At 58.2% G+C, this 21,899-nt stretch carries 18 protein-coding genes; 2 read left to right on the forward strand and 16 right to left on the reverse strand.

Annotation, left to right across the window (positions count from 1 at the left end; genetic code table 11):
• From EFD55_RS24470 to EFD55_RS24505, 8 genes are all read right to left on the reverse strand, one after another.
• Window positions 1-162: transposase (locus EFD55_RS24470; protein ID WP_148102910.1), on the reverse strand; the 162-nt coding region annotated here is incomplete at its 3' end.
• A gap of 142 nt (window positions 163-304) precedes the next feature.
• Window positions 305-613, reverse strand: a complete 309-nt coding sequence (locus EFD55_RS24475) for a hypothetical protein (RefSeq protein WP_125848282.1) — start codon at window positions 611-613, stop codon at window positions 305-307.
• 22 nt (window positions 614-635) lie between these two features.
• Window positions 636-1,115 carry a hypothetical protein gene (locus EFD55_RS24480; protein WP_125848284.1) on the reverse strand — a complete coding sequence of 160 codons (480 nt, stop codon included), beginning with the start codon at window positions 1,113-1,115 and terminating at the stop codon, window positions 636-638.
• Between the two features lie 20 nt (window positions 1,116-1,135).
• A complete protein-coding gene (locus tag EFD55_RS24485; RefSeq protein WP_210276335.1) occupies window positions 1,136-2,344 on the reverse strand; it encodes a gluzincin family metallopeptidase in 1,209 nt (402 codons plus the stop codon).
• A gap of 55 nt (window positions 2,345-2,399) precedes the next feature.
• Window positions 2,400-3,164 carry a TfuA-like protein gene (locus tag EFD55_RS24490; protein WP_125848288.1) on the reverse strand — a complete coding sequence of 255 codons (765 nt, stop codon included), beginning with the start codon at window positions 3,162-3,164 and terminating at the stop codon, window positions 2,400-2,402.
• A complete protein-coding gene (locus EFD55_RS24495) occupies window positions 3,154-4,305 on the reverse strand; it encodes a YcaO-like family protein (protein ID WP_125848290.1) in 1,152 nt (383 codons plus the stop codon). The genes EFD55_RS24490 and EFD55_RS24495 overlap by 11 nt, the downstream gene beginning before the upstream one ends.
• A gap of 21 nt (window positions 4,306-4,326) precedes the next feature.
• The gene (locus tag EFD55_RS24500; protein WP_125848292.1) at window positions 4,327-7,317 is read right to left on the reverse strand and encodes an ATP-binding protein; all 2,991 of its coding nucleotides are present in this window, start codon (window positions 7,315-7,317) and stop codon (window positions 4,327-4,329) included.
• A 241-nt stretch (window positions 7,318-7,558) separates the two neighbouring features.
• Entirely contained in the window at window positions 7,559-7,993 is a 435-nt protein-coding gene (locus tag EFD55_RS24505) for a hypothetical protein (RefSeq protein ID WP_125848294.1), read from the reverse strand.
• Window positions 7,994-8,195: 202 nt separating this feature from the next.
• On the opposite strand from EFD55_RS24505, the gene EFD55_RS24510 reads away from it, so the two are divergent.
• Window positions 8,196-9,092: a GGDEF domain-containing protein gene (locus EFD55_RS24510; RefSeq protein WP_125848499.1), complete on the forward strand. Its 897-nt coding sequence runs from the start codon at window positions 8,196-8,198 to the stop codon at window positions 9,090-9,092.
• A 49-nt stretch (window positions 9,093-9,141) separates the two neighbouring features.
• On the opposite strand, the gene EFD55_RS24515 is transcribed toward EFD55_RS24510, so the two are convergent.
• Window positions 9,142-9,447, reverse strand: a complete 306-nt coding sequence (locus EFD55_RS24515; RefSeq protein ID WP_125848296.1) for a hypothetical protein — start codon at window positions 9,445-9,447, stop codon at window positions 9,142-9,144.
• Between the two features lie 381 nt (window positions 9,448-9,828).
• On the opposite strand from EFD55_RS24515, the gene EFD55_RS24520 reads away from it, so the two are divergent.
• Entirely contained in the window at window positions 9,829-11,925 is a 2,097-nt protein-coding gene (locus EFD55_RS24520; RefSeq protein WP_125848298.1) for a carboxy terminal-processing peptidase, read from the forward strand.
• A 45-nt stretch (window positions 11,926-11,970) separates the two neighbouring features.
• On the opposite strand, the gene EFD55_RS24525 is transcribed toward EFD55_RS24520, so the two are convergent.
• The 7 genes from EFD55_RS24525 to arfA form a co-directional block, all read right to left on the reverse strand.
• Window positions 11,971-14,214: a bifunctional diguanylate cyclase/phosphodiesterase gene (locus EFD55_RS24525; RefSeq protein ID WP_125848300.1), complete on the reverse strand. Its 2,244-nt coding sequence runs from the start codon at window positions 14,212-14,214 to the stop codon at window positions 11,971-11,973.
• A gap of 119 nt (window positions 14,215-14,333) precedes the next feature.
• On the reverse strand, window positions 14,334-15,143 hold the full coding sequence (locus EFD55_RS24530; protein WP_125848302.1) for an ABC transporter ATP-binding protein: 810 nt from the start codon (window positions 15,141-15,143) through the stop codon (window positions 14,334-14,336).
• Complete coding sequence (locus tag EFD55_RS24535; RefSeq protein WP_125848304.1) at window positions 15,140-16,129, reverse strand: ABC transporter ATP-binding protein; 990 nt, start codon at window positions 16,127-16,129, stop codon at window positions 15,140-15,142. The genes EFD55_RS24530 and EFD55_RS24535 overlap by 4 nt, the downstream gene beginning before the upstream one ends.
• Window position 16,130: 1 nt before the next feature.
• A complete protein-coding gene (locus EFD55_RS24540; RefSeq protein ID WP_125848307.1) occupies window positions 16,131-16,988 on the reverse strand; it encodes an ABC transporter permease in 858 nt (285 codons plus the stop codon).
• Between the two features lie 3 nt (window positions 16,989-16,991).
• Window positions 16,992-17,996, reverse strand: a complete 1,005-nt coding sequence (locus EFD55_RS24545; RefSeq protein WP_125848309.1) for an ABC transporter permease — start codon at window positions 17,994-17,996, stop codon at window positions 16,992-16,994.
• Window positions 17,997-18,111: 115 nt separating this feature from the next.
• A complete protein-coding gene (locus tag EFD55_RS24550; protein WP_125848311.1) occupies window positions 18,112-20,016 on the reverse strand; it encodes an ABC transporter substrate-binding protein in 1,905 nt (634 codons plus the stop codon).
• 176 nt (window positions 20,017-20,192) lie between these two features.
• Complete coding sequence (gene arfA / locus EFD55_RS24555; RefSeq protein ID WP_125848313.1) at window positions 20,193-21,701, reverse strand: arabinosylfuranosidase ArfA; 1,509 nt, start codon at window positions 21,699-21,701, stop codon at window positions 20,193-20,195.
• Between the last annotated feature and the right edge of the window lie 198 nt (window positions 21,702-21,899).

A 21,899-nucleotide genomic window follows, 5' to 3' on the forward strand; every position in this document is an offset into this window, starting at 1 on the left:
GCTCATCATCGAGGCGTCCATGCCCCCATACTTTGCCCGCCACTTGTAAAAACTGGCACTGCTGATGCCATGCTCCCGGCAAAGCTCAGGTACGGGGACACCGCCTTCCGCCTGGCGCAACACAGCCTTGATTTGGGCTTCGGTAAATCGGCTCTTCTTCATCAAAATCTCCTCGAGCATCTTGCCGAGAAAATTCTACTTTTGAAGCCCCTTATTCGCGGGGAGGACTACCACACGACAAGCCACGCCAGCCTTCTCATCGCGGATCCACTAGGTTTCATGCTCGAGAATTGCTTCGGCGGCGTTACGCCGGCTTAGGAAATTCAAAATGCTGACCGCTTTTTAGGATCGGGTATTTCACTGTTTGGGTATCCTTCACCGTTTGTCCCGAGTCCGTGGTAGTAATGATTGTTGCTGTTACCGTGATCAAACCGGGCGGTTCAGGTGGTTTGCTCTTCTTGTCTTCCCTGACGGAGAACTCGTACTCTTCATTTTTACCGGCTCGGCCGCAGATTTGCCCGTCATCGTCCTCACACAGACTTGAAGCATACTCGTCAAAGATCGATAGCTGCTCGTATTCGTCCGGTATTTTTACGTAGACCACGAATGCCATGATGCTCTCCATCAATGCTTGATTAGTCGCGGGTAAGACGGCCGTCACGATGGGCCATCCTAAGGGTGATTGCGTAAGAACTTGGGGATCGCTTTCCTGGTAGATTGGCGTCTAGTATGAGTGTCTTTGCGTCGCCGAAGTTTGTGCATATCTCAAGCAACATATCGGATGCACGGATCCTCCACATCATATAGCCAAGATCATCAAATCCACATCCGACGGCGTCCCGGGGAGGATCACCCGTAACGAGAAATACGCGGTTTGAATCGAACCTGTAGCAATGCCCCTCAAAAGCATAACCATAGGCTAAAACGACTGAATATTCTCCGGACGCACTTCCGACATCGCCATGGAACAATTGCATTCGAAGATCGGTTAGGGATCCCTCTCCAACATCGAAGCGAGCATAATCGTTTCTGTCGTTGAGCTTGACGCCGTAAAGGATTAGGGCATCAGCTTCGTAGCGCTCGGTCGCCGGAGCGGGGACGCTGTCATTTATCATCGATACCTCCCGTCGTCTGGTTAAAGAATTCCACGCCACCTCATGCAATCTTCAAGTTGGTCAATATAAGCGACACCCCGCCCCTGACTGGCAGCTTCGAGGAAAGCCACTGCCGCAGCTTCAAAAGTCAGACTGTCCGGTTCGAGATATCTCCAGGAACGCACAACGGCTTCACCCACAATATCCCGTGCATCCTGCAGGGCCGCCTTCGTGGCGAAGTGCTTCAATTCATAGGATGCCTTCGGCGCTCGCAGGCCTTCTTCGATAAGCGCGGGCACCATTTGCCGACGAAGATCGCTGAATTCCCTGGGATTGATATTCGACGTTCCGCGTTCGAACTGCAGCGACTGGAAGACTTCGATCAGGCAATCGAAAAGGCCCGCCGCGAACGGCTTGGACTGGTCGTGAACATCGCTGCCGACATCACCGATACGAAGCGAGTTATTGAACGATCGCAATTGCTTCTCGTCGCTGAGTTCGGAAAATTTATCGAGTTCATTGTGCAAGAGCAGATTTCCGCTGGTGCGGCGAAGGAGTCGATCGACAGCAGTATCGAATTGCAGCAATCCCAGCAGCGATATGAAATCGGCTATCGCTTCGTGGTAGGAAAAGAAATCGGTGTCACGTCCGTCGCCCTGGAGGACTCCGAGTTCGCTCAACAGAATGAGATGTCCCATTTCGTGAGCAACGGCGTCGAAATTCAGCGCGAAACATGATGCCGAGTTTCCCGGCTCGCTTTCACCCAGTTCCAGAAAGCCAAAGCCGGATTGTGCATTCTCCCAATCGGGAATGCGGGGAACAATTTCCAACCGTTCCAGCGTTGGTTCGAAAAACCAGGGGATCGAGCGCCCGACATAGCTCTCACAGATATCGAGAACCCGGTGTGCGCAGGCAAAGCTGTGCGTCGAAAGGAATGCCGGCGAACCAGGCCCGATGTGATCGAAATGACCATCGGGACCGGGCTCTACAGGGGGCTGCAAAAGGCCGGCATAAGGAGGGATATATGGCGCGGCATAGGGAGACTTCGGTTCAACGGGGTTTGCCACATACATTCGGCTGTCCGATGGCCCCGCCAGGATCGGCCCGGCTGAAGCTCCGATCCACACTACTTCGGGCTTTTCATAGCCGGGGATGAAGGGGGGCTGGGGAAAGACAAGGAAACGGACTCCCAACGGCTGCCCTGAAGCTGCCCCGCTGCCTGCGCCCTCCGGATGTGTGATGGCATCCAATGCTGCCCCCACCGCTCATTGCCCCACGCCAAGCGAATTTTCTAATATACCAGTACTACGCGCCTTTCGACAATAGTGTATCGAGCAGATTGTAGTACTCCATGTCGTTGGCAAACGATTCCGTAAGTTTAAACTCAAAAGGAAAGCTCTCGTTTAGATTGCTGATATTTTGATTGGCCAGGTATTTCAGGAGATTTACCGCGTCGGTTCGCTTCTGGTTTGCAACTCCAGCTTTCAGCCACGCCTTTAGTGCTTCGAGCTGGTCGATAGGGCTGCGACTGTTTTCAGCCGCCGCAAAGAGCTTGGGAAACGACCTTTGGCTGAAGTGAAGCGAGCGTGCCAGTGACTCAAGGTCATGCCTGAGCCATTTTTCGATGACCCCAGCGCGTTCCGCGTTTCTCAGAGAGAGCCTGATGTCTATGAGAGCATCACCCAATGCGCTTGATCCCAGTTCAACGGGCGCCATTGGCACTGTGACGTCGGCATCATCGGCGAGCGGTTGCCTTCGGTACCACCGGTAGATCAGCCCATGCCCAATCATTCCTTGGGGAGCGAGTTCCGCGGCTCGTAGCGCGCCTATGCTTGACGCACCGTAGACGCGGACTCCTCGGGCCATCGCCCACAGAATTTCCTGGTGGCGAACAGCCGGAAACTGCGCGAAGACGCCGTCGATCAGCACGATCGCCGAGGGAGCGTATTGTGCCACGGCCCGTACGACATCTCCGCATCCGACGGGAGGAAGATAAATCGCGTCCAGGTGCCTCCGCGCTTCCGTCTCGGAGAGAGTGGGGCCGAGAAAAACCACGACGTCATCGCGCAAGGTCTGCCTCCGGATTTGTTTCCAATGGGGGCGCAACCACGCGGACGACATGAAGGGGTATGCGATCAGCCGAATGAAGAACCACAAGGATAGCCGCAGTCGCACCCGCCAGCTTTAACGCCTCAATGATCGATCGGATGGATTGGTCGTTGGCGGGAGGACACTCCTTCGCGACATATGAACTGCCTCCCTTTGCGAGTTGACCGCGCCATGCGGCCAGTTCCGCGGCATCCGGGTATCCATAAAGTTCGGTCCTGATATCTTCCCGCGCCGCTGAAATGACTCCCAGTCGAGATTGGCAGGCTTCAAGCAATGCACTCGTCAGCGCGCGGTCGTGGCTGAAGTCGCATCCGAAGCCTTCGGCTGGCAAGGGCGCGAATGGGGCTCTGCTTGCATCTTCCATGACATGGCACCAGTAGATCGGTAGCGCGTGCGGCGCCGGAATCTGCCAGATGCCCACGACAAGACCTGCCTTGGATAGTCGTCGCATGATTTCCCCAGCACTTCCCGAGTGAACTGACCGGCTGTCGATCTGAAAGCGGTCAAAGAAATGAGGGGTCTTCATTGCCGTGCATCGAGCCTGCCGTTCCAGAATCTCCAGGCAGGCATGGACTACGGCACTTTGAAGGCTCGTGCCGGCTGCCAGGCCCGTTGTGTCTCTGGCTATCCAATGTGGGTGAGGCGATGGGATGGTGTAGGCTGTGTCGACAAGGGCAAGTGGAACAGAGGTTTTCCGACCCGAAAAGAGATCCAATCCGTCAATCCAGGAAAGCGGCTCATCGTCTCGGCCGCCGCCAAGGTGCGACCAGTATTTCTGTTCGTTCATTTCGCGGAAGGTCGCCGTGAAGACGCGGTCCGGGGCAATCCGCTCCGAGGCCCATCCCTCCAGGGATTCCATCAGGCCCGATATCGCCGCAACTGGAAACGTCAAACCTTTCCCTTGGCTGACCGTGACAGAAAGCGACCGCGGCCGCACGACCTGGACAACGGGAACTCCGATCCAGTCGAGTTGCGTGACCGAACCGAGCCTGGTGATCCCGTATTCGTATTTACGCGCGAGGATGCGCCGCACCGTCTGCCACGGATCAGGGGGCGAGGGGGGAAGGGTATCGAAGATATTGTCGAGCATCCCTTCGTCCACCGCATCCTCCTGTCCCTGGGGCTACAATCTTGGCAGTCCGTCCAGGGCGCGCTTTGCTCTTTCTGCCAGCCAGGCCGCTTTTTGTCCTTCGGCGATCTGGATGGCTTTCGTCAGGTCTCTTTTTATCAATGAGGGAGCGTCGTTCAGATCGCGTCTCAGTTTTGCGCTGAGGTGATACAGTTCGGCGAGCCAGAACCACTGGCCGCTATTGCGGCCAACGTTGATCGCATTGTGAACGGTTGCGAGAGCTTCGGCAGGCTTGCCAAGCCGCCGCAGCACTTGCGCATGCATATCACTGTGTATGGAAAAATTGTCGTCGGTGCCCAATTGCTGCTGGAGCAGGAGGCCTCCTTGGAAGCGCTCTTCGCCGCGTTCTGCGGACGACGTCATCAACTCCGCCCAGCCGCAGTACATGTTGGCACGCGCCTGGCTTGCGGCGAGATCGTGTCGCTCGGCAAGCGATAGCATTTGTTCGCCGAGGGCATGGACATCGTCATATCTGCCTTGGCAGCGACGAAGGACTATTGCGTAATAAAGTGCATGAACCATGCTGCCTGCATGATCAGTCGAGGTTGCCCATTCCAGGCACTGTTTGATCGCGTTTTCACTGGCGTCGAGATCGTTCAGAAGCAGGTAGGAAAGGGCGCTCTCACCCAACCCGCATACCTTGGCATCATGTCCACCGAAGAAGGCTCGATTTCTTACGGCTCTTTCGGGGTCGTAGAGATCAAGGCCTTTGGCGACACAATCGAGACAGAAGTCGTGCTCGCCGGCATGGAAGCTCGTGGCCCATCCGCAGTGATAGGACTGAAGTCTCGTCTCCTGATCCTCGACGGCTTGCATGTCGCCTACCAGAATTCGCGCGCGAGACTGTTGTGTCAGAATGTTGGGCGCTGTGAACCACCATCCCCAGTAGACCGGGAAATGTTTTACCCGAACGACCGGCGATTGCTTCCTCAGCAGCTGCATTGCGCGGGAATAGATCCGCCGCGCGCTCTCCGAGCCCTCTCCCTCAAGTGCGGTCGCCACGACGCCTTGAAGTTCGAACAGGCCGAGTGCGAGTTCGGTGCGATCGGGATGGCGCTGGGAGACGCTATCGACCTCCCGCGCACAGAGTTCGAGTGACACGTTTGCCTCGTGCATGGCGGAGCGAAGAACGCTTGCTTCCGCCGCCGCCAAGGCAAACCTGGCAGCGGCGTCATGCAGGCCCGCTTCGGCGCATTGCCAGGCAGCGATCGCAGCCGGCAGGCTGGGCTCTCCTTCGCCGATCAAGAGATCCGCGATCCGCCTGTGTATGCGACGTCTGTCGCTCTTGAGAAGGCTGCTATAGGCAGCTTCTTGAGTGAGCACATGCCGGAACTGAAAAGAGCCACGCGCGGCGGAAGAACGCTCGATGATGCCTTGGGAAAGAAGCCGCTCAATGGCAACGTCAACAGTCTGCCGGCTGACCCCTTCGAGAAGGTAGGTGAGCAGCGAGATGCTGAATTCGCGGCCGATGACACTCGCAAATTGCGCCACTCGTCGGGCGGGACCGGTCTCAGCTAGCCTGGCGGAAAGCAGATCATTCAGCGACGTGACGCCACCTTCCAGCAGCAGCCCTTTCCATTCGGACAACGCCTTGCCCAAAGGCTGCCTTGTCAGGAAGAAGTTGGCCAGTTCTTCCGCATAGAGCGGCATGCCATCGCATTGATCCAGTATGAAATCCGACAGGCCGGGCGGAGGATGCTCACCCCAAATCGAGGCGACGAGATCCCGAACCGCAGCAGAGGCCAACCCGGATAATTCTATCTCGGTTGCAACTGCCAGGGATCGCCTGATTCTCGATGTCTGAATCACAAGGATCGGAAGCTTCTCGGCCAACAATCCCAATCGATCCATCAATTCCAACGTCATGCCGTCAGCCCAGTGAACATCCTCGAAGACGAGGAGCGTCGGAACAGCTGTTGCTTTGCATGTCAGGATGTGAGCAGCGGCTTCGATGACCTTCCGCCTGAACGCGCCCCCTGATAAATCGGGCACCCGGATATTGCGCGACGTTGCCGAGGACCGGTCGGCGGTAAATGAGAGAATTGTGTCGACTGTATCGGCCTCTACGTCTCGGCCGGATGCTTGAAGAGCCTCGGCAAAAGCGCCGTTGTCGCCATCCTTCAGAACCGAAGGTTCGGCGACGAGCCTCTCGAGAAATGCGACAAACGGATGCAGAGGCTGACTCTCCAAGCGCCTGCCGCACTGGAAGACCAAGGTCTCGTGCGTCGTTTCCCCTAAGTTTCGGGCGAATTCGCCAAACAGTCTGGATTTGCCGATGCCTGCCTCTCCAACCAGGGCGATCGAACACCCCTTGCCATCGAGAGCCGAATTCCAGGCACTCGAAAGAGCGGCAAGCTCTCTTTCTCTGCCTCTGATTGGCCTGTCCCACTCATGGGGTGGCGATGGCTCCAACGTTGATCGCTCACGCTCTTGCGGGCGCCAGAGCGCAATCGGCTCTTCAAACCCTTTGAGCCTAGCCTCTCGAAGCAGGCTATAGTCGAATTTGTGGCGGGTTAGTTGAACAGTCGAATCTGCGACAAGGACGGAATTGGGCTCGGCCTCTGCTTGCAGGCGAGCCGCCAGAACGGGTGCCGTGCCGACAATCTCATCACCTTCCGTGGAGAATACGACAAGGCCGGTGGCAACCCCGATCCGCAGCTTGAAAGGCGTCCGAGCTTTGGCTTTGGTCTTGGCGGCAATGCGCACGAGTTCCAAAGAAGCCTGCACCGCACTTTCAGCGGCATCTTCAGACTGGTCGGGATACCCGAAGAAACAGCATCCGCCGTCTCCGAGCCGCTGATGAAGAAACCCTCCATGCTCTTTTATGATAGCTTCGGCACTCTGATGCAGCGCTGACACCGATCGGAAGAATTGTTCCGGCTCACTGCGCAGCAAGATCTCGGTGGAGCCCACGATGTCATAGAAAAGGGCAGTGACCTGTCGCCGCTCACCCGTGAATCGAAATCGCGCGTCGAGGGTTTTCATAATGGGTCGCCCAACACCACAGAAGCCTTGTTAAGGACATCCGATTTATAGCGTTGATGCAAGCTTTTCGTGCAGCGATGCTAATATAAGACAGCTATATCGTGCGCCGCTTGATAGTGAACTATACTATTCGGCATCCAGCCGCCTGACCTGGCAATGGGCACCGGCCGATCGCCGTGGCGGCTCTTTCACCACCGCGGCGAGCGCCGGCCTTGCGGTGCCAGATGGCCTTTAGCCCCGATCAGCCAAAGAACGCACGAAGCTGAGCGAAGAACCCGCCTGGATTGTAATTTGCCATCTTTCGCAGACGGCGAGCGATGACTGCCGCGCTGACCTGTTCACCGAAATGGCAGAAGCAGACCAGATCATGCAGTTGCTCGTCGCTGAGTTCGAAGAAGCGTTTGGCCTCTCCATAGCTGTCATTTTCCATTCCTGCCGCCCGCAGAATGGGATCAGCGAATGCAACAGAGAGCGGCGTGCCGTCATCCCGCAGAGCAAGCCGATCTGCAATCGGCTTATATTCGGTTTCATGAAGCGTCCTCAGAAACGGCCTGGGACTGTGTTCAAGACTTTCGGCCCACCGTTCAAGCCGTTCGCGCCGCGTCAATTCGAGGCGCTTGCAGGTCGTGCTGACCTTTGCAATGTTTTTCAACTGATCGAGTGCGTACTGTTCCATCTCGGCCTCCTATCTCCGGAAAAATAGATGGTCCGCTCCCAAAAACAGCGTGGCTCAGGTGGCCGCCGATGTCCAATCACGATTGGGCTCGGCGTCTCGTTGGCGTTTCCGTAATCACTGGAGGCGCCTTTACTTGCTGACTGGCTCTTTTCTCATAGGATTTCTGCGCCATGTCATGCCAAGGCAACCAGACAGGTTCGGTATGGACGAGATATTCGAACAGCTTCTGCACCTTTCCGCACACACCGATACGCTCATTGCGGTCTACGATAGTAGTGACCGGCTCCAATATGCCAACAGCGCCTTTCGTTCGGTCTATTTCATCGAGCCGGATGAAACTCCCCTCTGGCCGGATCTCATGCGGCGCAACTTCCAGCTGCGGCAAGGCACAGTCATTCGGACGAGCAATTTCGAGGAGTGGCTGCGGTCGACACAGTCGCGCCGTGGCAAGATCGGTTATCGCGCCTTCGAGACGGATCTGTGGGATGGCCGATGGCTTTGGATGACCGAGGCGGTCCAGAAGAACGGTTGGATGTTGTGCATTGCGAGCGACATCACCAGTTTGCGAGCGCATGGCAGGACTGTTCGGCAAGATCGCGATCAGGCGATCAAGGCGTCTTACACCGATGAACTCACGGGTGTCGCCAACCGCCGCTTTGTGATGGCACGCGTCGATGACATGCTGGCAGCCGCCCGGCAAGGAAACGACGGGTGCCTTGCCGTGTTCGACATCGACAATTTCAAACACATCAACGATCGGCTCGGCCACCACGCAGGCGATGTCGTCCCGCGCGATTTTGCTCATCGCATTCATCAGAATGTGCGCCGCAACGATTGTTTTGGGCGGGTCGGCGGAGAAGAGTTCCTTCTCGTGATGCCGGCAACCGGGCCGGAAGACGCCATTGCCATAGTCGAGCGCATGCTGATGGTGATCCGGTTCTCCCGGCCCCTGCCGGAATCTCCCGACTTCGGCTACACCTGTTCTGCCGGCATCGCCGCTTGTGTCCCGTCCGACAGCGCGTCGGACCTTTACCGACGCGCCGATCAAGCACTCTATGCCGCCAAGCTAAGCGGCCGCGACAGGGTGCGCGCAGCGTAAGGCTCAGGCTGTATGGTTGAACCTCAATTTGGTGCGTCGGCGCGATTTCTCAGATCCCAGATCCGTGGAGCTCATGGTCATCGTCGCCCTCCCAGGGTGAGGGCATTGAGGTGCTAGTGCGGTTGGCCGCGGGCATAGGCATCCAACACTTCAATTCCGGCTCGGCATATTCGATGATGTGCCCGGGCGAGGAATCGGAGGCGCGCCAGCCTTCTCCACCGAACTGATCGCCATGCGACCAATAGGCGAGGTCAACTTCTGCCGGCCCCTGTTCGGACTGGCGGATCGTGACGAGGATCCGACTACCGTCTTTCGGAGCGCTTGCCATAAGGCGCCAGCGATCTGGCTCGTCCATTGTTCTTTCTCCTCCCTTGCCGTGGGGTTGAGTGTCGCCTCGGCATCGGAAGCGGTCAACTCAAACTTTGTGAGAACCATGTTCGGCGACACATCCTGAGGACGGCTCACTTGCAATTAAGGGATGGCGAGGACGGGAGCGTCGACATTGCGTCGCCATTTTCTTAAATACCTGCATCAGTCCAACTAAAGGCGCATCAAAATCGGGTCAGCGGCTATGTCGTCTGACAAGCGCAATGGACATTTTTCCCGGCCGATCGCACTAGATACTTTTCCGCCACCTTTCAGCCCATCCCGTTTGCCACCTGGTTGCCAAAAAACCATGATTGCCTCACATAGATCACATATCCACGCTCAGCCTAAAGAATTGGATCAACGCTGAATGCGCATACCCTATGTTTTCCTTGGTGCATTTCTTGCAATCGCACAGTCCGCATATGCTGAAGTCGCGCCATCGCCTGTTTTGGCGCCGCTGAAGCGACAGGCGCAGGCCGCTCAGTTGAGCGCGCAATTTCTATCGCGGTATACCTACAAGCCGGTTCCGCTCGACGACGCCTTGTCGGCGAAGATCATGGATCGGTTCGTCAAGTCGCTTGATCCCGACCGCATGCTCTTCCTGCAGACTGACGTCGACAAGTTCATGGCTGACCGCAGCGAGATCGACGATGCCATCGAACAGAAGGACTTGAAGATCCCGTTTGCGATTTTCAACGCCTATGAACAGCGCGTTGTCGACCGCATGACCTATGCGCGCAGCCTGCTGAAGCAGGGCTTCGATTTCAGCGTGCAGGAAAATTTTTCGGTGCTGCGCGATAAAGCGCCTTGGCCGCAGTCGGAAGCCGAGAGCAATGAGCTTTGGCGCAAGCGCGTCAAAAGCGACTGGTTGCGGCTGAAGCTCGGCGGCAAGACCGACGCGGCCATTCGCGAAACGCTCGACAAACGCTATGAAAACACGCTCGAGCGCGTCGGCAAGTTTAAAAGCGACGACGTTTTCCAGTCGTTCATGGATGCCTATTCAACATCGATCGATCCGCACACGGACTATTTCGGTGCGGCCGCTTCTGCCGATTTCAATGTCTCAATGAAGCTTTCGCTGTTTGGCATCGGCGCCGTTCTGCAGGAACGCGACGACTACACGACGATCCGTGAACTCGTGCCTGGCGGGCCGGCGCAGCTCTCCGGCAAGCTTGCGGTCGGGGACCGCATTACCGGCGTCGGTCAAGGCAAGGATGGGCCGATCAAAGAAGTGGTGGGCACGCGCCTTGATGAAGTCGTGCAGATGATCCGCGGGAAAAAAGACTCCGTCGTGCGGTTGGACATCCTGCCGGCAGACGCCGGAGCAGATGCCACGCATCGCGTCATCAGCCTGGTGCGCGATAAAATCAGTCTCGATAAGCAGGCTGCCAGGAAGACTGTGCTGTCTGTGAAGGTGGGCGACGCCACGCGTAAAATCGGCATCATCACGCTGCCGGTCTTCTATGAGGATTTTGAAGCCAAGGGCAAAGGCGACAAGGATTACAAAAGCGCAAGCCGCGATGTCACCAAGCTTCTCGACGAGTTGAAGGAAGAAAAGGTCGACAGCGTTCTCATGGACCTGCGCAACAATGGCGGCGGCTCATTGGACGAGGCGATTGATTTGACTGGTCTCTTCATCGGCAAGGGCCCGGTCGTGCAGCAACGCGGCAGCAACGGCAGGGTCGAGGTCAAAAGTGCTGACCTTGCAGAGCCTGTCTGGACGGGCCCGATGGGTGTCCTGATCAATCGCGGCTCGGCCTCGGCTTCGGAGATCTTTGCCGCGGCAATCCAGGATTACGGTCGAGGCGTGATCGTCGGCGAACCCAGTTTCGGCAAGGGCACCGTTCAAACCGTCGTCGATCTTGACGAGATGGTGCACAACAGCAAACCCGAATTCGGCGAGCTGAAAGTGACGATTGCCCAGTTTTTCCGGGTCAATGGCGGTACGACGCAGCTGCGCGGCGTGACACCTGACATCAGCTTGCCTGGGCTGTCCGATCCGACTGCTTTCGGCGAAACCAGTTATGACAATGCCCTGCCATGGGCTGAGATCAAGCCTGCGAACTACACGCCTTCCGACACGGTCACGAAGTTGCTGCCGACATTGCAAAGCCGCCACGACGCGCGCGTTGGCAGCGATCCGGACTTCCAAAACCTGTTGAAAGACGTTGCCGACCTGAAAGCGCAGCGCGAGAAAGGGGTTATCTCCCTCAATGAAGCCGAACGCCGCAAAGAAGCGGCGGCTCGGGAAAGTCGGCTCAAGGCCCGCGCGGAGGCTGGCGATGGCGACGATTCTGGTAGCGATGATGGCCTGGAGGCAGACGAGCGCAGCCTGAGCGCTGATATTGCCCTCGAAAATGCCCGCAAGAAGGCCAAGGATGTCCTGCTGAACGAGGCAGCCGCCATTCTTGCCGACGAGGCGGTTTTGCAGGGAGACGTGCTGAAGGCAGTCACGAAACAATAGGCAAGCGCGGACGGGAAATAGCCACACCCGGAATGCGGGGTGTGGCTATCGGCCTGCCCCTGCAATTCCTTTGTGCTTGACACGGCAAAATTCGATCAACTGCTCCGAGGTCATGGGTCGCGCCAGGGCGTAGCCTTGCAGTATATGGCAGCCGAGATCTTTCAGGATCTTCGCATGCTCCATTGTCTCCACGCCCTCGGCAACGATGTCGATGTTCTGCGATCGGCCGATTTCGATAATTGAGGTGACCAGACGGCGTTGGGATGGAGACGCGATAATCGGCTTGATGATTTCGCGATCGATCTTGAGCCGTCGCGGCTCAAATCGAAGCAGACTGACGATGCTGGCATGTCCGGTGCCGAAATCATCGATCTCGATTTCAATGCCAAGCTCTTTGACGGCTGGAATGATCTCATTGAGAACAGGTTGAAGATCGTCGAAGGAGATTGTTTCAAGCAGCTCGAAACACACGCGCCCCCGCGCCAAAGGAAGCTCGGAGAGTTCAGCAAGCAGATTTGGCTGCGCCAGTCGACGCGCTGAAATGTTGACGGAGACACGTGGGATCTGCATTCCCAGGCGGTCCCATCTTGTCAGCTCGAACAGGGCCTTTTGCAGGATCTGCCTGTCCATGTCGCCGGTACGCCCCAGCCTGTCCGCGACATCAAGAAATTTGTCCGGGGCGAGCAGGCCTTTTCGCGGGTGATTCCAGCGGGCAAGGGTCTCCACGCCGACAATTTCCAGCGTTTTGGCATTGAACTGCGGTTGGAAGAAAGCAACCAGTTCATCGCGATCGAGCGCCTGATTGAATTCGTCCGCCAATTCTTTCGAATGGATCGCGGCGGTGCGAAGCTCCTCGGTAAAAATGGCCGCTCGGCCGCGGCCGGTCTTCTTCGCCTCGTAGAGGGCCAAATCGGCGTTGAGAAGCAATTGACCGAGGTCCCGCTCACCAGCCCGTTCGGTCTCCCAGGCGACGCCGACGCTTGCACCGACCATGCACTCCGCGCCGTCAACGACAAGGGTCTGCTCGAGCGTATCGACGATTTGTTGGGCCAATGCGTTGGCCTTCGGCTCGGGATTGGTGCTCCAGCTGGCGAAGATGAACTCATCTCCACCGATACGAGCCGCAACGTCGTTCGGACCAGCCAGATCGGCAAGGCGCGAAGCCGTTGCCTGCAAGACCGCGTCGCCTCCGGCATGCCCTTTCGTATCGTTGATCTCTTTGAACCGATCGAGGTCGATATGAAGGAGTATCAGGCAATCTTCCGGGCTGGGTCTCGGCGGTTGCGAGATCATCCGGTCGACAAATCGTCGATTGGGAAGCCCCGTCAGGGCATCATGCAAGGACAGGTACTCCAGCCTTTGCTGCGCGCGAACGAGCTTTTTCTTGTGAAGGCGAAGCTTCTCAATCGTTCCTTGGCGTGATCTTGTGAGGAAACCGACCCAGACAATCGGCGCAACGACACACAACGACAACAGGATCGCATAGAATTCAAAAGTGCCGATCCCGTTATTTTGACCCCATCCTTGCTTTGGCCGTGCGGCAAGCGTCCATCGGCCATACACCATGTCAACGGATGTCTGGACCGGCTTCTTTGAAAAGGTTTCCAGGCTACCGAAGAAAACCTGTTCGGGCGTGGTCGGATCCGGGACGTTGCTGATGGCTATCTCAAGCTCGGTCGAGCCAAGGCCACTTTCCTGGTAAAGCTTTGGTATGTCTACGATTCCAGAAAGCAGTCCCCAAAAAATCTGGCTTGTTCCCTCAGAGATATAAATCGGGCACCGGACCACAAAAGCGGTACCACCTTGGACAAGCTCCACCGGACCGGTCAGAACGATATTGTGGGTGTTGCGCGCCAGCATCGCGGCAGGCCGTTGCTTCTCATTCGTTCGGTAGTCGAGCCCGATGGCTTTTTCGTTTCCCTTCTCCGGGTAAACCCACCTGACGACCATGCCGGGCGCGGCGGCGAAGCTTCGCAATTGTGAATCGGGCTGCAGGATCTGTGCGGCAAGTTTGGAAAATCCGCTTTGGTCCATCGTCGGATTGACCGCGATACCGGCCGCCAGCCCTTGCAACAGCTTCACATTGCTATTGAGGTTCGTCTGAAGCCGGGATGATATGGTGGCAAGCTCGCCGGCGACGATCGAGCGCTCATCGGCGAGCGATTTCTCCAGTCGCCAGTTCGTTGCTACCCAGACGACGATCAAAGCAATCGTTGCCGCAAATATTGCCGGAGCGAATGCGCTGGTATGGCTCATTGCTGAGCGAGCTATATTTCTTCGAAACTTCATCGGGTCGCCGGCGTGAATGACAGGCCATTACCCTTGCACAGCTTCTTTAAGGCAACGCTAAACTCGAAGAGATGGCGACAGGTGCAGATGCAGGCAATTTGCCGCATCTTGCCCCAGCGCTATGTTGCCGCACTAAAATCCGCCGCCAGCACCGCATCCTTCAGCGCTCTTGAATACGGATGCTGCGGATCATCCAACACCGCCCGCGCCCGTCCGCGCTCGACGATTTCGCCTTTGCGCATGATGATGATGTTGTCGCTGACGTAATAGGCGGTGGCGAGGTCGTGGGTGATGTAGATGATCGAGAGACCGAGCTCGTTTTTCAGCCGGCCGAAGAGGTTGACGATCGCCATTCGCAGCGAGGCGTCGACCATGGAGACCGGTTCGTCAGCCACCAGCAGGCGGGGTTGCGGGATCAGCGCGCGTGCAATCGCGACGCGCTGAAGCTGGCCGCCCGACAATTCGTGGGGAAACCGGCCTTTCACTTCTTCGAGCGTCAGGCCGACATGCACCAGTGCGGCATCCGCCATCCGCTCCGCCTGCTGCCGGTCCGGCCGTTTTCCCGCCGAGAAATTGCGGGCGGTCTCGAAGAGATAGCGGTCCACCCGCTTCAGCGGGTTGAAGGCTTCGAAGGGGTTCTGCAGAACCGGCTGGACCTCCTTCATGAAGGCCGTGCGTTCGGCTCGGTTGTGGATCGCGACGGTCTTGCCGGCAAATTGCAGCTCGCCTTCCGTCGGCACGGTCTGGCCGAGGATCATCGCCGCGACCGTCGATTTGCCGGAGCCGGATTCGCCGACGATCGAGAGGATCTCCGGCTCCTCGCCGAGCTCGAAGCTGACATCCTTAACCGCGGTGATCAGGCGCCGGCCGAGCAGGCCGCCCTGGCGGTAGACCTTGGTGACATGCGAGAGGCGAAGCAGAGCACTCAAACCGGATCTCCCGTGACAGCAAAACACGCGACGCGCCGCCCAGGCTCGACGGTGACCAGCGGTGGAACCTTCTGGGAGCAGATGTCCATCCGTTTGGGACAGCGCGGGTGAAAGCGGCAGCCTTCCGGCGGCATGGCAAGGTTCGGCGGGCGGCCCTCCAGCGAAGGCCTGGTTCTGGGATCTCCGATGCGCGGCAGACTGCCGACCAGGTGCTGCGTATAGGGGTGGAGCGGCATGCTGAAGAGCTTGGCGGTCGGGGCCTCCTCGACGAGACGCCCGGCATAGACGATGCCGATGCGGTCGGAGACGGTCGCATGCACCCCCATATCATGGGTGACGAACAGAAAGGACGAGCCCATCTCGCGCTGGATTTCGCGGATCATCGAAAGCACGTCGCGCTGCACGATCACGTCAAGTGCGGTGGTCGGCTCGTCGGCGATGATGAATTCCGGCGTCAGGATGGTGGCGAGCGCAATGGTCATGCGCTGGCGCATGCCGCCGGAGAGTTCGTGCGGATAGGCGTTCAGCAGATGCGGATCGAGCTTCAGCCGCTGCAGGTGGGCGGCGACCTTCTCGAAAAACACCTCTTTGCTGACCTTCATGTGGCGAAAGGCGAAATCGGTGAAGGAGTGGCGGATCCGGCGCACCGGATTGAGCACATTCATCGATCCCTGCATGATGTAGGACAGGTACTGCCAGCGCAGCGCCATGCGCTCTTCCGGCTTCATCGCGTAGATGTCCTGGGTGCCGCCGGCGAAATGGAATTTGACGGTGCCGGAGACGACCCGGAGCGGCGGCCGGATGGCGCCGGCAATGGTCTTGATCAGCGTCGTCTTGCCGCTGCTCGATTCGCCGGCGACGCCATAGACCTCGCCGCGGCCGATCGTCAGGCTGATATCGTCGACAGCCCGCACCTCGCGATCGACGCCATAGAGGAAGGCGCGGTAATAGGCTTTCAGGTTCTGGATTTCGACCAAATTCTCCATGCTAACTTCCCATCCGGTTGAGCCGGCTGCGCGGATCATTGTATTCATTCATCGACATGGACAGCAGGAAGAGCGCCAGGAAGAGAATGACGATGACGGCGACGGGGGCGGCCACCCACCACCATATGCCTGATATCAGCGCCGAATGCGCATTGGCCCAGTAGATCATCATGCCCATGGTCGGCGTCTCGATATCGGTGAAGCCCAGCACCGAAAGGGTGATCTCCATGCCGATCGACCAGATCATGTTGTTCATCGTCGTGGCGAAGACGATCGGCAGCACATAGGGTAGGTGCTCCTCGACGAGGATCTTGCGCATCGTCATGCCGGAATAGACGCTCTGGGTGGTGAACGGCCGGCTCTTCAGTCCGATCGCCACCGAGCGGATCAGCCGCGCATCGTAGGACCAGCCGAGCGACGCCATGATGACGATCAGCACGGTCCAGGTCATGCTGTCCTTCAGCACGAAATAGAACAGGATCAGCAGCGGAAACTGCGGGATGACCATGACGCTGTCGTTGATGGCCATCAGCACTCGGTCGACCGTGCCGCCGGCATAACCGGCGACGAGACCGACGACCAGCGAGATGATGCGCGACAGGAAGGCGACGCCGATACCGAAGAACAGGGTGTTGCGCAGCGCCGCCGTCAACTGCCAGAACACGTCCTGGCCGCGCGAAGTGGTGCCGAGCCAATACTCGCCGTCCGGCGGCATGTCGGGCGGCAGGAGATAGATGTCGGTCGCGCCATAGGGCGAGAAATACGACAAGACGACAAAGCCGACGATGACGGCAAAGAGCAGCAGGCCGCAGAGGAATTCCATGTTCTGGCGTGCGAGGTCACGGATGATGGTAAACATGGCCTATTCCACCTTGATGCGCGGATCGATCAGCGGGCTCAGAATGTCGATGATGAAGACGGCGGCGGCGACGCCGACGATCGACAGGGCGCTGAGGCCGAGCACCAGGCTGTAGTCGCCGGCATGCACCGCCGAGATCAGCAGGTTTCCGATGCCGGGATAACCGAAGACGATTTCGGTGATGACGGTGCCGTTGAAGATCGCGCCGAGCGACATGGCAAGCCCGGTGAATTGCGGCACCATGGCATTGCGGGCGATGTAGGAGCGCAGGATCTTCCGCTTCGGAACGCCGCCGAGTTCGGCGAAAACGACGTAGTCGTCGGTGATGATGTTGGAAACCAGCGCCCGCATGCCGATCAGCCAGCTGCCGGCGCCGACAAGGATCAGCGACAGCGCCGGCAGGATGGAGTGTTTGAGGATATCGAAGACGAGGGCAAAGGAGAGATCCAGATTGGCGTTCATCTCATAGCCGCCATTGATCGGCAGCACCGGCCAGAGATAGCCGAAGACGATGAGCAGCACGAAGGCGAGGATGTAATAGGGAATGGGCAGCAGCGCGATGAAGACGAGGCTGACGGCCTTCAGCACCATGTCCTTGCGGTAATAGCCGGCGAGCGCGCCGATCGCATTGCCGAGCACGAAGGTGATCAGCGTCGACACCGTCATCAGCCCGATGGTCCAGGGCAGGGACCGCAGAATGATGGTGGAAACGGGCGTGGGAAAGGCCGAGAGCGAGGGACCGAGATCGCCGGTCGCCAGCCGCAGCCAGAAGTGCAGATATTGCTGCCAGATCGAGCCCTGCATTCCGTACAGCTCGCGGAGCGACTGACGCATCAGTTCGATTGCGTTCGGATCGGACTGTCCCATCTGGGTGATGGCGCCTATGCTTTCTTCGACCGGGTCGATCGGGGTCAGGTGGGTGACGAAGAATGTGATGGTCACGCCGAGAAAGACGACGAGCAGAAACTGACCGAACCGCTTCAACACAAAGAGCAGGTAGGACGTCATAGAGCAGTGGTTCCTCTCTGTTTTCCCTTCCGGAAAGGATCGACGAGCATGACAGCTGGGCACATGCCCGTCGATAAGGGGCCGGCGCGATGGCTGCGCGCCGGCGTTGGGAGGGTTATTTCGGTTGAGCCGGCTTCAACTTGACCATCATCAACCTGGAGTTCGCCCAGTTCGGCACCGGATCGGTATAGGGGTCCTTGATCGTCGGGTAGCCGGTCCAATAGGTCGTATCCATCGAGGTGAAGACGTTATAGGACATCAGCGGGATCGTCGGCATTTCGCGGGCGACCAGCTTCAGATAATCGTTGCCGAGCTCCATGCCCTTGGGATCGTCGGCGCTGATGCCGCGGATGCTTTCGATGATCTTATCGAGCTCCGGATTGCTCCAACGTTGCCAGTTGCGTGGCGGCTGATTGTCACCCTTCTTTGCCACGAATTGTGAGTGCCAGCTGTCGAGGAAGAACGACAGATCGGGATCGCCGCCCCAGGTCTCGACGCTCCAGGCAATCGCCACCTGGAAATCGCCGGGCTGCAGCGCAACCTGCCACAGTTTCTCGGCGGGCACGGCTTTGGCGTCGATACCGAAAGAGGCCCATTGCTGTGCGATCAGGGTACCTGCCCGGGTGAAGACGGAGCGCGTGTCGCTCTCGACCGTAATCCGGATCTTGAACGGCTGGCCGTCCGGGGTCAGCCATTTGCCGCCGGATTTCTTGAAGCCTGCCTTCTCCAGCAGTTCGCCGGCAGCCTTCGGATCCGGTTTCCACCAGCCATAGCCGAAGGCACCGCTGATCGCCTGCGGGTCGGTCGGGATCTGGTCCTTGAACTTCGGCTGCTTGCGCAGGATATCGGCGATCTGTTGCCCGACCGTCGGGTCATAAGGCTTGATCTTGCTCTTGCCGGTATCGATCTCGAAATTCTTCAGCCAATCCTGCATCGGCGCCTGATAGTCTTTCATCGTGGCTGCCGTCGGCGGCACGCCGAGCGCCGAAAGCGTCGCTGCCCCGCGGTAGCTCGCCATATCAACGGCCTTGATGTCGATCAGGAGGGCAAGCGCCCAGCGCACATCGGCATTGTCGAACGGCGGATCCTGGGTGTTGAAGATCACCGCCGGCAGCGTCGGATCCGGATGGGCGAAGGGGAAGCCCGGGAACCAGGTATCGATCGTCTTCGATTTCTCCTTGAGGGTGAACATGCCCTCCGGGGTATTGTCGTGGATGATATCGAGATTGTGCTCGAGCTGGGCGATCGTCCGCTTATCCGGCGGGCCGGGATCGGTATAGGTCACATATTTCGGGGCCGGCTCGCCGAAGCGGGCAAGCGAGGTCCGCTGCCAGTCGTCGCGTTTCTCCCAAGTATACCATTTGCCCTGCGGATCATAGGCCTTGAGCTTATAGGCGCCGAGCGAGACGGGATTGGCGAAATCATAGCGAAGCGGATCGGCCACCTTCTCGAAGACGTGCTTCGGCATGATCCAGGCGCCGTTCCAGCGGACGGTGAAGATGGCGTGGAAGCGCGAATTCGGCTTCTTCAGCTTGAACACCACCGTCTGGGGATCGGTCGCCTCCACACTTGCCACCTGCACCGAGAAGGCCGCGCTCCAGACCATGCCTGGGTGATCCATCTGCGTCTTGACGGTATAGACCACGTCATCGGCCGTGAACTCGACGCCGTCGCTCCAGTAGAGCCCCTTGCGCAGTTTCACGGTCATCTCGGTGAAGTCAGCATTATATTGAGGCTTGTCGGCGGCGAGCGAATTGTCCCAGCTCGCCCCGCCAAGCCCCTGTTCAGGGTCGATATACCAGAGCGTATCCATGGTCAGCTGCTGCAGGCCGGTCGATACGCCGCCGCCGCCATTGACCCAGATGTTGAACCAGCCGGGATTCTTGATCGTCCCTTCCGGATTTTCGACGATGAGCGTCTCCTTGCGCGGCAAGGAGGTGTAGTCATCGGCCTTGGCCGCCGCCGTCAGGCCGAGTGCGGCCAGCGCGACGCCAAATGCGAGCCTCTTCCACTGTTGCATGAACTCCTCCCTAGAAAGCGACGATACGGCGGCCGCAAAGGCACGCATGGGCACGTCGCGGTTGTCGGTTCGCTAAAGCCAAGGCTTCGGTGAACCATCCCTCCGGCTCGCCTGCCTCCTCGCAGTGAGCCGAATACTCCTGGCCGGGGCCAATAAGGCTTACCCGGCAGCGGCTGTCACACCGACAGCCGGATGACGCTGTAGGACAGCGGTTTCAACCCTGTCCGCAACCGTCCGTCCTCGATCTTCGCACTGTCGACGTTGACGGGAGCGACCGTCCCTGGCCGCGCCGCCGTGTTGACGGCTTCCAGATCGCCGTGGGTCATCTCCACCTGCTCGATTACCCGTGCATTTCCAAACCCTTCCAGCCGCACATCGAGATCGAGCGCCGTGTTCGGATGACGGTTGACGGCAAAGAAGGTCAGCGACCTACCGTCTTCGGAATGCACCGCTGATACGTCGAGATAGGGAACGTCGTTCTCCTCGTCGCTGTCATAGGTCGGGCCATCGACGACCAGCTGGAGTGCCGTTCCACGGCCATATCTGGAGGCGTAGTAGAAGGGGTAATAAATCGTCTGGCGCCAGGCCGCGCCGCCGTCCTCGGTCATAATAGGGGCGATGACGTTGACGAGCTGGGCGATGCAGGCGATGCGCACGCGGTCGGACCGGCGGATGAAGGTGTTCAAAATGCCGCCGACCTGCAGCACGTCCTCGAAATTATAGACATCTTCCAAGAGATGCGGCGCATCCGGCCACTCGTCGCGCGCCAGGATCTCCTTGTCCTGCTGGTTGGAATGATACCAGACGTTCCATTCGTCGAAAGAAATGCCGATCGTCTTCTTCGAGCGTTTCTTCGCCTTGATGTAGTCGATCACGCCGCCGATCGTGGTGATGTAGCGGTCGAGCTTGGTGGCGCGGGCGAGATAGTTAAGGGTGTTTTTCTCGCGGTTGGCAAAATACATATGCAGCGAGATATGGTCGGCGCTGTCATAGCACTGATCGAGAACCTCAGCCTCCCAATCGGGATAGGTCTTCATGTCGGAATTGGACGAGCCGCAGACCACGAGTTCGAGCGACTTGTCGAAGCCGCGCATGGCTTTCGCCGTCTCATCCGCCACCCGGCCATATTCATAGGCCGATTTGTGACCGACCTGCCAAGGGCCATCCATCTCGTTGCCGAGGCACCACAATTTGACATCGTGCGGATTGGACCAGCCGTGCTTGCGGCGCAGATCCGACCAGTAGGTGCCGCCGGGATGATTGCAGTATTCCAGGAAATTGCGGGCGGCATCCAGGCCGCGTGATCCCAGATTGACGGCGAGCATCGGCTTGGTGTTTGCCTTCTTGCACCAGTCGACGAATTCGTTCACGCCGATCTGGTTGGCTTCACGCGTGCGCCAGGCAAGGTCGAGACGAACCGGGCGCTTCGAACGCGGGCCGACGCCGTCTTCCCAATTATAGGCCGATACGAAGTTGCCGCCGGGATAGCGGCAGTATGGCGTGTCGAGCTCACGCACCAGATCGAGGACGTCGCGGCGAAATCCGTCTTCGTCGGCACTGGGATGTCCGGGCTCATAGATACCGCCGTAGATCGCTCTGCCGAGATGCTCGAGAAATGAGCTGTAGAGCCTGGCGTCAATGGTCGCGATGCGAAAATCGCGGTGGGCAACGACATTCGTCTTCAACGGATCCTCCCGTTTATATATCAGAATTTTTGTTTTCTTGCCTCTAACTTGATATCAGGAATGTCGTTCTGTCAACCACGTTGCGCCTTGAGTTGAGGTGAGGCAATTTTCAAGAAAATAGTTTAATTACAAATAGATAATGTTATTAAGGTATCTCTAATTTTCAAAAGAAATGCCTTATTTAAATCAAGATATCCG

Source organism: Rhizobium pisi, from assembly GCF_003938655.1.
GTDB classification, from domain to species: domain Bacteria; phylum Pseudomonadota; class Alphaproteobacteria; order Rhizobiales; family Rhizobiaceae; genus Rhizobium; species Rhizobium pisi.

Bases quoted from the DNA above. Each gene is read 5' to 3' on its own strand.
- EFD55_RS24475 (WP_125848282.1), bottom strand. From the start codon at position 613: ATGGCATTCGTGGTCTACGTAAAAATACCGGACGAATACGAGCAGCTA.
- EFD55_RS24480 (WP_125848284.1), bottom strand. From the start codon at position 1,115: ATGATAAATGACAGCGTCCCCGCTCCGGCGACCGAGCGCTACGAAGCT.
- EFD55_RS24550 (WP_125848311.1), bottom strand. From the start codon at position 20,016: ATGCAACAGTGGAAGAGGCTCGCATTTGGCGTCGCGCTGGCCGCACTC.
- EFD55_RS24505 (WP_125848294.1), bottom strand. From the start codon at position 7,993: ATGGAACAGTACGCACTCGATCAGTTGAAAAACATTGCAAAGGTCAGC.
- EFD55_RS24540 (WP_125848307.1), bottom strand. From the start codon at position 16,988: ATGTTTACCATCATCCGTGACCTCGCACGCCAGAACATGGAATTCCTC.
- EFD55_RS24515 (WP_125848296.1), bottom strand. From the start codon at position 9,447: ATGGACGAGCCAGATCGCTGGCGCCTTATGGCAAGCGCTCCGAAAGAC.
- EFD55_RS24500 (WP_125848292.1), bottom strand. From the start codon at position 7,317: ATGAAAACCCTCGACGCGCGATTTCGATTCACGGGTGAGCGGCGACAG.
- EFD55_RS24520 (WP_125848298.1), top strand. From the start codon at position 9,829: ATGCGCATACCCTATGTTTTCCTTGGTGCATTTCTTGCAATCGCACAG.
- EFD55_RS24510 (WP_125848499.1), top strand. From the start codon at position 8,196: ATGGACGAGATATTCGAACAGCTTCTGCACCTTTCCGCACACACCGAT.
- EFD55_RS24545 (WP_125848309.1), bottom strand. From the start codon at position 17,996: ATGACGTCCTACCTGCTCTTTGTGTTGAAGCGGTTCGGTCAGTTTCTG.
- EFD55_RS24525 (WP_125848300.1), bottom strand. From the start codon at position 14,214: ATGAAGTTTCGAAGAAATATAGCTCGCTCAGCAATGAGCCATACCAGC.
- EFD55_RS24535 (WP_125848304.1), bottom strand. From the start codon at position 16,129: ATGGAGAATTTGGTCGAAATCCAGAACCTGAAAGCCTATTACCGCGCC.